Raw genomic sequence first — 14,692 nt, 5'->3', positions numbered from 1 at the left:
TCCTTTCTTCTGGTGATATGCCTATTTAGGTGCTTTTTGTAGCATTTCACCGCGGCTTTTAACTTCTAGGCCATATAGGTTTAATTTACGAGAATCTGGCAAGAAAATATGATTTGCTTGTGCGATTTCAGCGCCATACATTTCCTCAATAACTTCACGGATACTATCCTCTAGAATTGGAGCAACACCGCCGAAATAGATGTATTTGTATACTTTATCAGCTGGTGCAGGCATAACATCTTGAATTTTTAAAATTAAGATGTTAGCAAATTCTTTTAAAGAAGACTTAATTTTCTCGGTTAAATCGGTACGTTTTCCGCTATTGCCGTCAACTAATTCCATTTTAGGTTTTTGGTAGTTCTGTACTATAAATATCTCGAAGGATCGTAGGTCATCGAAAAATTCTATGAATTTTTCTTTTCTTAGTTTTTCGATATGTGATAAATAAGCAAGCTTATCAATTGATTGCATAGAATCGCGGTTTTTTGGCGCTTTTAAACCAGCTGGTGATAAAACAAGATCAATAGTACCGCCGCCAATATCGACTAATACAGTATCATTATTATCAAACTGTTTTGCTTCCTCGCGATCTTCTAACTCAAAGTTTTTCTTGATACCTAAACGGGCAATTTCTCCTTCAATGCGGCAAGAAGCTTTTTTTACATCAATATTTAAAGTACGTTCTAAACCAGGAGTGTGAACAGATACGATATGATCTCCTGTAAAACGTTCTGACATTGCTGTTTGTGCTTCGCTAAATTTAGCCGTGCGTTTTAGTAACCAGATAGGTAACATTGTTTGGAAGTATTCAATCTCAACAGTGTTATCATCATTTTCTCTTTCTTCATTAATAGCGTGGTAGTAAGCAACAGCAGCTAAAAACATTACATAAGGGATATGACTAGTAATTTTATCGTGTAGTTTATTAACATGATTATTTGCTAGTGCGTGTTTTGCAGCTTCTTCACCTACTAAAAAATATCTTTCTTTTTCTTCGCCCGGAATTGTTGTAGAGATTAATAAGCGAGAATCTAGATCTTTAGGGTTTCCAATGGCAGCAACAAAATGGGAATCAGCTTCATTTTTGCTGATTTCCACAACGTTTGTAGGGATCTCAACATAAAAACCATCAATCAAATTCATATCAAGTGAGTTACCAGAATCCTTATTCATCATAGAAATTTTCATTTTTTTCTCCACTCCTTTTTTATCTTTGTTAACAATATACCATAACCAAACTGTAAGTGGAAGTGTTTTCTTATTAAAGTTAACAAAAATATTTTATGTTTAAATGCTTGTTTTATAAGGCTTTTTGGTGATTTTATTATTTTTAATTTCATATAATGTTAACAAAAATATAAAGTTAACAATCTGAAAAGTGTAAATAAAGATAAGGGGTTGCAGGCTGGAAAGAAAAGGAGTATATTTGTACTAGAACAGAAAATTATTCGCACAATTTAGAAAAATAGAGACTTATTTACATAAATTACATAAATAAACAAATGAAATTATAAATTTTACTAATGTCTAGTAGAAACAAAAAAGAATAAAAAAAAGCAATCTTGCTGTAAACAAGATTGCTTCGGGAACAAGCTATCTTCGACCATAGCTTGAACCAATTCCAGTTTAGTTCGAACAAACTGGATGTATATTTATTTTACTTAATGTCTGGCCCTATTGTACCATGAAATTTGTTGGCTATGCAATAAATTCATAGTCAATTTGGGACATAGTATGACATGAGAAAATTAATATACAGGTTCAATTAAAAGGCAGATAGCTTGGGCTATCTGTCTTTTTTGTTTCTCCGAGAGAGGAGGAACGCAAGTGAAGATGTATCGACAAATATTTCAAAATCAATTTACAGAAGTAGCGAAACGTCAAGGAGATAAGCAAGTAAATGGCTATGATAATGATCACGGTTTTACTTTTTTAAGTAATAATTGTGAGGATTTTAAGGCGGTTCGTACATATAAAACTTTGTTTGCAATGACTCAAGATACTACATATTACACACCTAACACATTTTATCGTAATGACAAGCGCAATAAGGCATCTTTACGCTGGTTAAACGCAATGGTCATTGATATAGACGCAAAAGGCGGCAATGAAGAAAATAAAGGTTTGACGGTTCCAGATGTATTAGACCGCGTTGAGTGCGCAGGGCTTCCAGAGCCTTCTTTAATTGTTAAAACGCCGTCTGGTGGGTTCCACGTTTACTTTTATTTTGCTGTAGCTAAAAGAGCCTATACAAAGACTATAGAGTTTTACGAGCGTATTCAGCGTGAAATTATTGCAAGTATCGGCGGTGATCCTGTTGCTGTTGGTGCAGAGCGTTATTTCCGTGTAGTTACAGATCAAAATACAGTTTATGAGTCTAATAATCGTATAGACTTCCAGGAACTTATTGACTGGATGATCATGCAGCAAGAAGACCGTTCTTTCTTTAAAAAGGTAACAGTAGGGCAATGTGATTTATTGTCTCATCCAGCTATTTTAAAGCTTCTACAAGGTGTAGAAGAAGGGAAGAGAGATAACACTTGTTATACGTTAGCTTTGACATTTAAAGCTTCTGGTTACACAAAGGAAGAAGCTGAAAATAAGCTTCATGAATGGAATGCAAAGCTAGAAAAGCCTTTAACGGTATTAAAGGTAAAACAAAAGGTTCGTAGTGCGTTCCAGGGAACGAAAAAAGGGCCAGCGGCTTGCTATATACGTGAATTATCGGGAATGGTGTTTTCGTATCGCCCGTTTGAAGGGAAAAAAGAGCGTGAAGATCGTCAATATAGCCATATGGAAGAATGGGAAGCTGATATTTTAGCGTACTTAGAGCAGCAAAAAGGGGAAATATCGGGATCACAACGCAAATTAGCAAAGGATATGGGAGTACCTTTTTCATCTTTTAAGATAGTTATAGGCCGTTTACAAGCTTCTGGACATATTAACCTAACGGTAGAAGGGAAAGGGCGTGGAGCAAAGACAACGCTTGAATTAGTGGCCCAGGAGCAAATTGAAGTTGAGCAAGAAAGAAACATAGATTCAGAACCAATAGTGATGAGCGCGCCTGTTGTATCCCTTAAAAAAAATGAGCCAAATCCGTATACACTTAAAGATATGGTGGTGGGTGGGAGCTCTTTAATGCCTAGTATTTCGATCTCCCGTACCTCTTATACTACTACTCTTGTAGATACTCTTTCGGCTTCTCAGCTGTCCTTTGTTCAACGAGTTTCTACAGTTACGTGTTTTCCTTTGGATCTGGTAGCTTATATCTATTCTTTTACTTTTACAGAGTTTCCAGAGCTCTCACATTCGTTCTTGTTTGAATTACTGACTACAGGTAGTTTATATCTTTATACACGTATTGAGGATCTTCTAATGTACTTGTTTTATGAGATACAAAATTACTATGAAGATGTAGGATAACATGTTATTTTTTAGTGCTGGGGGACGTAGTCCGAAGGTAAGGAAATGAGCTTGCGAATGACGAGCCGAGGATTATATTTCTTTATGATTTCCACTATTCATAGTTCTAATGTTCGTACTTATTTATAGTTATAACCTTCTGGTAATTGAAATTATAACTACTAAAACGATTGAAATAATCTAATGAATAATCTAATGAAAAACTTGTGGAATATTCCTCCAAATACTTGCGTAATAATTACTAAAGGTGATTAAAAGTGATTATGCAGATTATTGTGTAAATTATTTTAAACTAGATGCTTGAAATAACAGGGATTTTATGGTATAATATGGTTATCCAGAATACGAAGCTTTCCCTGGGGGATAGACTCATTCGTATGAATAGTCATCACACAGGCGAAAATTTTCTTTTAAACTACGTGCGGGCGGCGGCGGTTCATTTCCGAGTCTCGTCTCGTATCACATGCCAGCAAGCTGTCTTTATTCGGCTTTTACTGGTTGTACTGTTTTTCTCTGTCAGACGAGATTCTGACTTGTTACGCTGTTTCTCGCTCCAAATATGTTCGGAGGTGGGACGTTGTCACGCAGCAAAATGGACAGAGAAATTGACGATTTCGTCACTAAAAATTGGCCGATGCTTCTTATCTTGGGAGCTGGAGCCGCCGTATGGTTTTCACGAGATAAAATTCTATCTGAAATTTCTCGATGGATGCCAGTTGTAGTTCAAGTAGTACAATTATTGATCTTGGGACTACTCGTAGTAGTAGTATTGCAGATCATACGACGTATTCTGTTGTATCAAATTGAACGAAGACGTTACCGGTATGTTATGATCATTCCTCATGTAGATGATGAAATAACCGTAGATACTGTGGGCCGTATGATCCGTCAAGTTCATGGAGCGGGTCGCCGTCCGTTAGAGCGGTTATTTAAAGGTCGTGATTGGTATCGTTTGCTCGCGTATCGTCCAGAAGGAAAAGAAGAAAGATTGCGTTTTTATCTTGCAGGGCCAAATGATGGGATTAATCGTGTCGTCCAGGCATTTCGAAGCCTATATATTCATGCAGAAGTGTATGAACAGAAAATGGATGAAGTACCATTCCCAACTTGGAGAGCTGTTGGCGGGCGTATGGTTTTGAAACGTAAACATCTTGAAGCAACTTTATCTTTAGCAAGATACACAAAAGATGTATTGCCGACTCTACTTAATGCAACGGAAGAAAAAACGTGGATTGATGTTTCTTTTTCTCCAGATAACGGCCATCGTTTGATAAAGGGCATACGTAAAGCAGAAAAAGCAATTAAGAAAAGAAAGAAGCATAGTTCTGGTTTTGGCCTAGATGCTTTTGAGAAAGAAGAGTATAGAGATTTGAACAGACGTTTCGCAGGAAATGAAATGGCCTTTCAAGTCGCTGTATCATTTGCAAGTGAATATTATCCTGGTGTCCCTGTTCTGAAAAATTTGGGAAATATGGTTGCAAGTATTATGGCTGACGTAAATGAGCTTCGCTATCGAAGGTTAAAACATTCAGTCTTGAAGGTTCCGTGTCCGAGTTACGGAAAAATGACCTGGACGGGGTCAGAACTTGCAAATTTACTTCACCTTCCAAAGATTAAGGGAGATAAAAAGGATAAAGTAGAAAAGAAAATTTTGTATCTCGATAAGGGAGAAGAAATGTTGCCCAAAGATTTGCTTAGTGATGGAATTGGTGTAGGTTATGCCAGACATCCAATGAAAAAAGACCGCCTGGTCAGAATAGCAAAAGAGCAAATGAAGAAAATGGGTGCAATAACCGGTAAAACTGGATCGGGTAAAAGTACAGTCGCAATGGCTATTATGGAAAGTGTCATTGATGAGTGGATGAGTGATCCAGAAAATGCAAGCGGTTTTTCTCTTTTTGATCCTACTCCAGACCTCGCAATTATCGCGCTAAACCGCATGTTGAAAGCGGAACTAGATGGAAAGCAAGTTGATTGGAATAAAGTACATTTCATTCGCTTCCGTCATTCACAACATCCTCCAGCACTGAACTTACTTCATAGATTTCCTAATGAAGACACTCAAACAGTTATTAACTCAATTTTAAGCGTTATTAAATCAATCATCCCAGGTCAAGCACCTCAAACAGAACGTATTTTAAAAGCTACAATTGGAACTTTGCTAATTGATGGGAAACAAACACACAACACACTTAGTATTCCAATGTTTTTAACAAATGAGATATTTCGTGCACGAGTCTTATCGAATTTAGAGGGGCCAGAAGCGAAATATTATTCTCATTATTGGAAACATGATGTTGGAGAGGCTTTGGATGCAAGCATTCAGCCAATATTGAACAGATTAGACTTATTTAGAAGTACAACGTATTTGAAAAGAATGTATGGTCAATCTGATTTTTCGTTAGAAATTAGGAAGTGGATGGATGAAGGCCATATTGTTTTTTATGACTTATCTGATATGGAATCAGACGATATTCAATTAACAATTGGATATATCATGAATCAATATCACCGTATTGTTCAACAACGCCCAATTGGATCTAAACTACATCTAACTTTTATTGACGAAGCCCACAAAGTACAAGTGCCAATCCTTCCGAAAATCGTAGCAGAAGACAGAAAGTACGGTTTGGGCCTATGGCCGATTACACAACAAATTACAGGACAATTAGACAAAGCTTTGGCGGATGCCTTAAAAGAAATTGGTGGTAATTTCTTTGTCTGTCGTCAAGGGCCAGACTCGGCTAAAGTGTTAGAAGACATTATGCAAAAGCGCTTTAGAGCACAGTATTTGCAAGGTTTACCGGATTTAGTTGTTGCTGTTCAAACACAAGATAAAATTGACGGTAAGGCGCAAGATGTATGGTGCACGATAGAAGTTCCACCGTTAGATCGCTATTTACCAGATGGAAAAATTGCTATTTATGGTAATGAAGCAATGACAAAAGCATCGAATGCATGGACACACGCGAAAATTAAAGAGTTAGAGCAAACAGGAAAGTCTATTGAAGAAATAGATAAAGAAATAGATCAGTTTCTTTACGGTAAAAGTGGACCAAAGAAGAAGAAAGTACCACTAGAGAAATCGGAATATTCAAAATATTCAATCTTTAGTGCTCTTGAAAAAGAAAAAGTTACTGAATCAGTGCAAAGTAAGTCGTTGGACACACCAGTTTTAATGAAAAAACAGCCGGAAACATCAAATGTAAGCATTAAAGAAGAACAACAAGCACAGATTATCCCATTGTTTCAAAAGAAACAGACAAAAGTTGTTCCAGAAACAGTAAAAGAAGAAAATCCAAAAATAGAAAAAGTGGTTGAAGAAAGCCGGCAACCAGAGGAACCAAAAGAGCAGCCGGAAATAAAGGAATCTAAGAAGAAGGAAGATGGGAATAAAAGCATTTTTGACATGCTAGAGAGGGAGAAAACATGATGGCCCACCTAATGTTATCAGAAGAAGACCAAAAACTATTAATTGATTTGCATACTCATGTGTACTTAGACCTGGAATATATCGAATCGAAATGTTATCCAGGGCATCGGAAAAACTCCGTATATTATCGCCTTCGCAGGCTAGAAGAGGGGGAATACATCAAACATGAACATTTACCCATTCCTTCTATAAGAAATCAAGTGAGGAAGTCGGGAAGACCTCAAAACGTTTATACACTTACAAAGTATGGTGTAGAAATGGTTAGGGAGTTGAGAGGGGAAGTACATTGGAACCCTAGATGGTCAGAACGTGTTGCGACATTCGTTTATCACAGTCTTATGTTAGCCCATCTAGAGTGTTCCATGACACTTCAATCAGAAAAAGAAGAAGTATTAGAACTGAAAGAGTGGATAAATGAACCTAGAGCAACATTTAGATATACAAAAAGTTCAGTTGATGTTATTCGACCAGATGGAATTGCGGTAATTGGTGCTAAAGATAGGATTGATTCAAATGTGGGATTGTTTTTAGAAATGGAAAGGACATTCGGTACAAAAGATGTTCTTTTAAAGAAGATTGTACGATACAACAATTTTTTACAAAGTGAAGAAAATATTGAAAAATACGATCAAAATGTAGGCTTTTCTTATCCCATTCGAGTATGGAGATTGGTATTTGTGGCTAGGGATGCAGCTAGAGAAAAAGAATTACTTAGACACTTAAAAGGGGTGGAGAGTCCAGAATTACCTGTTTATGTGGCTACTTTTGAGGATTATATAAAAGATCCATTTGGCCCTATTTATCGCGATTTAGAAAATCCAAAAGAAAAAGTAAGGATTTAATGAACATTGATAATTGAATAGGGGGGAATATATTGAATTGGAAAGAGTTACTGAAAAAGTTGAAGCCTAGCGGCAGCAGGCAACAATTCAGAGCACCAAAAAATCGAGGGCGAAAAATAGGCACAATTATTTTTTGGGTGGCGTTTCTTTGGATATTTGCCGTTTCGGTTACTACCGTGATTAAGGGTAACAGTACAAAAGCGGTTAATGCTAGTTCTCAAAACGAAGAATTAAAGCAAAATACAGAGAATCAAGCAGTTAGACCAGAAGCAATTGAATTTGCAAAGTCCTTTGCTAAAGAATATTACACCTGGCAACGAACTGACGAAGGTAAACAAAAGCGTGAAGATCATTTGAAATCTTACCTTATGGAAAGCCTGGATAAACAGGGGGGATTCGATGTAAAAAGCGCTCAATGGGATTCAAATTACATTCAATCTGTAGTTAGTATGGTAAAAGAAACTGGTAAAGATCAAGCAAATATTGTTTTAAAAGTAAATTACAAATTGAATCGACCAAATGAAGAAAAAAATGCAACTCAATTTCTTTCTATTCCAATCACAGCAAATAAAAACGCATTTGTTATTTCTGGACTTCCCAAAGTAGTAAATATCAATGAAAAAGCTGAAATCAAAGAAAAAGAAGAAAAACGAGAAGAAATTAACAACTTTGATGTTAAACAGGATATAAAAGAGTTTTTACCAACGTTTTTTAAATCATATACAACAGCCACACCAGCCGAATTGCGTTATGTACTAGAGGATAAAGACGTTAAGGGGCTTGAAGGTAGAATGAAGCTTGATAAGGTTGTTGATGCGAAAGTATATCCGGTAAAAAATCAAAAAGAAAAATACGAAGTGGATGTAAATGTCATTCTTGTTAATTCTGATTCAGAAGCGAAAATGACAATGCATTATAAGTTAGTTGTAAAGAAACAAAAAGGTCAGTTTGTAGTAACACAAATCCAGAATATTTAAGGGGAGGAATTTGGATATGTTTTTTACAGGACTATTGAAAAGTTTGTATTTAGGGATTGGTTTAGATGGGCTATTACAAGAGGTTAAAAGTCAAGGGACTATGGCCCTGTATGTGGTGTTTATCGTAGCTGGGATCTTCTTATTTGTGAAACGTGCATGGGGGCTTTTAGTAACTTTAATTTTTGGTGGCGGATTATTAATCTTCTTCGTACAAAAGCCAGATGTATTAAAAAATGTTGGTACATGGATTTCTGGACTTTTAGGGCTGTAAGAGAATGCGAGATAGGGATAGAAAAAGCAGACCAATTAAAGTCTACAGTTTCGGGAGCTTTATGAAATATGAAAGAAGACAATATGAAATATTAGGTTATCAACTTCCGCGGCCCGTATCGTGGAAGTTGATGGGCTATTTTATATTAATTGTTGCGCTGTTTGTTTTATTAAGATGGTTTCCGTTAACAGGTTGGATCGTGGGGCCACTAGCTGATGACTATTACTTTCTTTATTATGTTGTACTCCCTATTTTGCTTGTATGGGGCCTAGATCGTTATAAGACAGATGGAAAATCATTTTTTGCCTTTTTTCGCTCGTGGATCACATTTAAAATGCGAACACATCAAATGAATAGATCAATGCGTTTAAGAAAACCAGAAATCTATGTTTTTAATAGTCCAATTTTTATCCAATATTCAAAAGAAGAAGTAATAAAACTTTCTTCTTCGCAATCTAAACAAACAGAAGATATTGCGGCGTTTGAACTTACATTTATTAATGAGGAAGAGGGAGAGGAAGCGATATATGCTGAAAACTTTAACGAGGTTCCCAACTAAACATGTTGAAGAAAATCTTTGCTTTAGTGTTGATGGAAGGGTTTGGTTAGGTTACGAGGTTGAAGGGTTTGAGTATGATTTTCATGATGAAAGTACAAAAAAAGGTTATTTTTTAAATCAAACAACATTATTTACTCATTTAGAGTGTGACTTACACTTATTAGTTATCCCGCGCACAACAAACTCCGATGAAATTTTAGATGAACATATTGAAAGTATAAGCGGCCCAATGGCTCCAACGGGTCGCTGGCTTTTTGGGAAAATGAAGCAATATCTGAAACGTTCGGCAATGTCAACCGAAAATACAGAATATCATTTTTATATACTCGTTCAAGTCAATGAAGAAAAGAAGCAAAAACAGGCCCGAAATCCTATTGTTGAAACGGCCAAATTTGCTAAACGTATGAGACAAGGATTTACAAATGCAGCACATGAAGCAATAGGTTTACATGAATCAGATATTTTGGAAGATGAGATTGAAGAATATAAAGATATGGATGAAGTTATTCATGGTCAATTGATTAATACTTTTAAATTTGTGAACCGTCTTACAGCGCCAACGCTTAAATTTTTAATTGAACAAAACTTTACACGCGGAATGACTGAACCAGAGAGAGTAAAAGAATGGAATATAGGGGAAACAATTGAACTGTTCGACAGCAACGGAAAACCTAAAAAAGTACGCCGTACCCGTATGCAGGAGATTGTAAAGCTTACAGATTGTTTAATTGATGAGTCACCAGGAAGATCCTTGATTTTAGAAAGACAAAATGAGGATGGTGATTTGGAGAAAATGCATGTTGCTTTCTTGGCTGTAAAGTCTATGCCAGAAGAATCCATTTTTCCAGGGCTAGAGTGGATATATCGGATTCAATCTCATTCTTTGAAATTTCCTGTTGAAATTAGTATCCGGGCACACCATATGGATAATGAAATAGTAACAAAGCAATTAACGAATAGTGAGCTGGAATTAAACGATCAGCGCCGTCAAGCAATGGTTGGAGGGAAAACAACAGATTTGACCATAGATCGAAAAGTAAGAGGGGTTAAACATGTTCAAGATAGATTTCAAACTACTGGAATGCCAGGGTATGAAATGAGTGTACTCTTTTGTGTATACGCTGAAAATAAGAAAACCCTTCAAACTAGAATTAATGCATTAATATCAGAATACAAGAAAATGCGAATTGAATTAGTAAATCCATTCGGTGACCAGCTTGCGTACTTTTATGAATTTTTACCTGGTTCACATCGTTATAATACTGACTTTAAATTATACGTGGAGCCTGGGGTGTTGGCACAGGGAATGTTTGGTGCAACAACTCAAATTGGTGATAACAAAGGTTTTTATTTAGGAAGAACAGCTAAATTAAACCGTCCTGTTTTCATCAAACCAGATTTAGCAGCTAAAGCTTTAGAAAATATAGCGAATGAATTCGATAGTTTGTCAGTTATGATTGCGGGTCAAACAGGAAAAGGGAAATCATTTTTATTAAATTTATTAGTTTACTGGATTGTAATGAGTGGCGGCCGTGCCTTTGTTGGAGATCCAAAAGGGGATAGGGGAGATTGGCCTATCAAACTTCCAGGATTCAAAAAAGATCAATTAGAAGTATGGACATTAGGGGCTAGTGCAGAGGATGCAGGGTGTCTTGATCCGTTCCGTATATGTAGTTCGATAGAAGAAGCGAAGCGACTTTCCTTAGAATTACTGTCATTTTTAGCAAATGCAAATCTTGAAGACTCTAGATATGACTATTTAGTTGATGCAATAACGGAAGTTACGAAATTAGAAAACCCTTGTTTAACTTTAGTTAAGGAACAATTAAAAGGAAAGAAAAATCGAGATACAAACATTATGTCAGAAAAGGCATTAGATAGTTTAAATTCTTTAATTCATCGTTTAGAAACAATTGAAAAAACACCGCTAGCCGAATTGTTATTCGGTAAGCCGGGGCAAAATTACCGTGTTTTAAGTCTAGAAAGACCACTACAAGTATTACAAATTCAACATTTACAATTACCAGATTCGAAGAAGCCAGCTGTTAGTATTATAGATAAACTTTCAGAGAGTGTATTAATTGCTATGACAGCCTTTGGAAAATCCTTAATGAACTCTGATAGAAGAGTATTTAAAGTGTACGTTCAAGATGAAGCGGCCAGCGTCTTGAAAAATAGCGAAGGTTCTCGTTTATCAGATGATATTATTCGTAAAGGTCGTTATCACAATACAGGTTTATATCTTAGTACACAAAACGCCAGCGATTTTAATTCGGAAAATCGTGAGGTTGCCAATGTAGGTATGAAATTCTCGTTTGCTATGAAATACGATAAGGAAGCCGAAGAAATGTTGAGTTATTATAATCTCCCAATTACAGATGAGAATGTATCTATGATGAAAAAGCTTAAAAGGGGCCAATGTTTGTTCCAGGATATATATGGACGTACGGCGATTATCAACGTTGATCCAGTATTTAAAGAGCTATTGACGGCCTTTGATACTTCAACAAAGTCAGACGAAGAAAGAGAATTACAATCGGTATAGTCATCTGGAGGTATAGAGAATGAAGATAATGAAGTCAAATTTAAAATTTTTAATACTAGGAATGCTGGCACTGATCAGCATTTCTGGTTGTCAAATGGAATCAGATAAGGCAAAAGAAGCTGATAAGGTAGCTATGGAATATATACGCGCTTATATTGATATGGACACGAAACAGTTAAATGATCTTTCAAATAAGACTTATGATTTCGGGCCAGATAAGGTTGGAAATCCAGGTGCAAGTAAGAAACTAGGGAGTAAATATGATTTATATCGTTATGAGTTAGATGGGAAAAAGAATGAATATTACTACAAGGTTGTATATTATGATCCGGTTGAAGATAAGAAATTACGAGAAAGCTTATATATTTTACAAGATAAAAATGGAGATTGGAAAAATTCCGAATGGGCCTGGGGGAGCACTCACAATTTAGATTCAATTGTGGGAAGTAAAGAACCTAAGCATGTTCACAAATGGGGTGAAGGTGAGTGAAAAGAATAGGAGCAATAGTGTTGCTCTGTCTGTTTACAATTTTGTCTTTTAATTCTAATGTGGCTCATGCGGAAGAAGATACCATTTCTAATCATTTATTTGAAGGTCATACAGATGGTTTATATAAGGATGCACATTATCAGATAGACACAGCTCCTTCTAAAGATGATGATAAAGGCTTTTTTTCTAAAGCCTGGGGTTACATGTTTGGTGATGATAGCATAGGGAAGGATATCCAAAGAAAAATATATAGTGTAACACAATGGGGAGTAGATCTTGCTTTTCAATTTAGTTTATTACTTGTGAAGGGTGTTCTATTTGTAGTAGATCAATCCCTTAGGCTAGATATTATTGATAATGTGGCCGACAAGTTAGGAACAGCAATGCAAAATATCGCAGGAGTAGAGAACAATGGTTTTAAATCTGGTGGTTTACTCCCTTCAATTATCTCTCTAACTTGTGCTTTATCAGCTTTTTATGCAGCCTATATATTTTTCGTAAAACGTCAACCATTAACAGGATTTTCAGAATTAGTAAAAACTGTCTTGGTAATAGCTGTTATTGTTACGTTTATTTCAAATGTGTCAACGTTTTTAAAATCGGCTAATACAGTTAGTTCAGAAATTAGCATTCAAATTTTAACGAAAGCAACGGGAACAGTTGCAGGAGATCCAGGACGTTCAAAAGAGGATGCTATTTATGCGGTGAAAAAACAGATATGGACGTTACTTACTGAAAGACCGTACTTATTTATGCAGTATGGGAAAGATTCAAAAGAAGGCATTGGAGAAGACCGAGTAAATAAATTATTAAAAACACCGCCTGGGGAAGACAGAGTAAAGATTATAGAGCAAGAAATAAAAGATAAAAACGTAATGATGAAATTAGATAGTGTAGGGGAAAGACTTATTTTTACGATTGTGTATTACGTGGTTAATACATTTACTGGAATTCCAATTATATTACTTTGTCTCTTAACAATTGCTTTTCAATTATGGTTTATGGTTATGAGTATAATCGCACCAATTTGTATGGCTGTAGCATTATTACCAGGACAAAGAAGGGTTCTTTCTAGTTGGGCCACTGAATGGATTAGACCACTTGCATTAAAAATAATAATGTCCGTGTTACTGGTTATAGTGTTTACTATTTCAGAGCTAATATATACGCTTCCAGAATCGGGAGCGGCCGGATATGTATCAACTATGCTTCTTCAAATTGTAGTGTTTGTTTTATGTTATTTATTCAGAGATCGTCTTGTTGCTGCATTTAGTGCTTCTAAAGCAGCTTATAGGATGGCGACAGATGTTTCTTTAATGTCTGAAAGAGCGGTTGATTATGGAAGAGGATTTATTAATGATAAGTTTGGCTCCAATTCTAGACGATATGGGGAAGATGATGAGGACTATGTAACTATTAGTACAAACGATCCGGAAGCGCTTGCGGCGGCTACAGGATCAGAAAATATAGAATCTGATAAAGATAAGCCAGAATTAGAAACAACTGAACTTGAGCAAATGCCAGATAGCGAAGAGTTACAAGGAACAGAAAGTAAAGAATTAGAGATTATGGAAGAAAAACAAGAAAATGAAATGGATTTAGAAGAACAAGAATTAGAAGAAAGTAAACAATTTGAAGATGTTGCGGCTATTAATAAAGGTCAATTAATGAGCTTAGAAGATGAAGTTGAAAATGAAGGTATTGAAGAACTACCACTTGCAGCGGGTGACAATGTATCCATTCCTAGAAAACTACGAAAAAACGAACCACAGATAGCTATACTACAAGAAGATTCCTCACAAGATGATGTTCCAGCTACTAACGATTTGCCAGATGTAGCGACAACAGGAACAACAGAACAAATTGATGATGTAACAGTAACGCCAATCGAAAATGAAATACCAGGTCAAGAAGCGGCCGCTGGTCAAATTGAAACACCGATTGCGCCAGTAACGCCGATTGAAAATGAAATACCAGGCCAAGAAGTAGCCGCTGGTCAAATTGAAACACCAATTGCGCCAGTAACGCCGATTGAGAATGAAATACCAGGTCAAGAAGTAGCCGCTGGTCAAATTGAAACGCCGATTGCACCAGTAACACCGATTGAAAATGAAATACCAGGTCAAGAAGTAGCCGCTGGTCAAATTGAAAC

Annotated in this window: 10 protein-coding genes; 9 read left to right on the top strand and 1 reads right to left on the bottom strand. The window is 36.2% G+C overall.

Translation table 11 applies throughout. The features are described from left to right. Positions 1–21 precede the first annotated feature (21 nt). The gene (locus tag MR115_RS28315; RefSeq protein WP_097877676.1) at positions 22–1,188 is read right to left on the bottom strand and encodes a ParM/StbA family protein; all 1,167 of its coding nucleotides are present in this window, start codon (positions 1,186–1,188) and stop codon (positions 22–24) included. Between the two features lie 645 nt (positions 1,189–1,833). On the opposite strand from MR115_RS28315, the gene MR115_RS28310 reads away from it, so the two are divergent. From MR115_RS28310 to MR115_RS28270, 9 genes are all read left to right on the top strand, one after another. Further along, positions 1,834–3,423 carry a primase C-terminal domain-containing protein gene (locus MR115_RS28310; RefSeq protein WP_242243643.1) on the top strand — a complete coding sequence of 530 codons (1,590 nt, stop codon included), beginning with the start codon at positions 1,834–1,836 and terminating at the stop codon, positions 3,421–3,423. A gap of 577 nt (positions 3,424–4,000) precedes the next feature. Further along, positions 4,001–6,856, top strand: a complete 2,856-nt coding sequence (locus MR115_RS28305) for a type IV secretory system conjugative DNA transfer family protein (RefSeq protein ID WP_242243615.1) — start codon at positions 4,001–4,003, stop codon at positions 6,854–6,856. Further along, on the top strand, positions 6,856–7,698 hold the full coding sequence (locus tag MR115_RS28300) for a replication-relaxation family protein (RefSeq protein WP_242243641.1): 843 nt from the start codon (positions 6,856–6,858) through the stop codon (positions 7,696–7,698). Before MR115_RS28305 ends, MR115_RS28300 begins: the two co-directional genes overlap by 1 nt. A 32-nt stretch (positions 7,699–7,730) precedes the next feature. Next, positions 7,731–8,675 (top strand): conjugal transfer protein, encoded by a 945-nt coding sequence (locus tag MR115_RS28295; RefSeq protein WP_242243614.1) that lies wholly within the window; start codon positions 7,731–7,733, stop codon positions 8,673–8,675. A gap of 16 nt (positions 8,676–8,691) precedes the next feature. Then, positions 8,692–8,946, top strand: coding sequence for a TcpD family membrane protein (locus MR115_RS28290; RefSeq protein WP_097877685.1), 255 nt, complete (start codon positions 8,692–8,694; stop codon positions 8,944–8,946). Between the two features lie 61 nt (positions 8,947–9,007). Further along, positions 9,008–9,505 carry a TcpE family conjugal transfer membrane protein gene (locus tag MR115_RS28285; protein WP_234932376.1) on the top strand — a complete coding sequence of 166 codons (498 nt, stop codon included), beginning with the start codon at positions 9,008–9,010 and terminating at the stop codon, positions 9,503–9,505. Next, positions 9,474–12,050, top strand: coding sequence for an ATP-binding protein (locus MR115_RS28280; RefSeq protein ID WP_098709648.1), 2,577 nt, complete (start codon positions 9,474–9,476; stop codon positions 12,048–12,050). The genes MR115_RS28285 and MR115_RS28280 overlap by 32 nt, the downstream gene beginning before the upstream one ends. Before the next feature lie 19 nt (positions 12,051–12,069). Continuing rightward, positions 12,070–12,540, top strand: a complete 471-nt coding sequence (locus tag MR115_RS28275; RefSeq protein ID WP_098709649.1) for a hypothetical protein — start codon at positions 12,070–12,072, stop codon at positions 12,538–12,540. After that, positions 12,537–14,692, top strand: a 2,156-nt coding sequence (locus MR115_RS28270; RefSeq protein WP_242243612.1) for a CD3337/EF1877 family mobilome membrane protein, incomplete at its 3' end; no start/stop codon positions are given. The genes MR115_RS28275 and MR115_RS28270, both read left to right, overlap by 4 nt.

It is taken from the genome of Bacillus cereus group sp. BfR-BA-01309 (assembly GCF_022664315.1).
GTDB classification, from domain to species: domain Bacteria; phylum Bacillota; class Bacilli; order Bacillales; family Bacillaceae_G; genus Bacillus_A; species Bacillus_A mobilis.
This window is presented reverse-complemented; position numbering and strand designations above follow the sequence as displayed.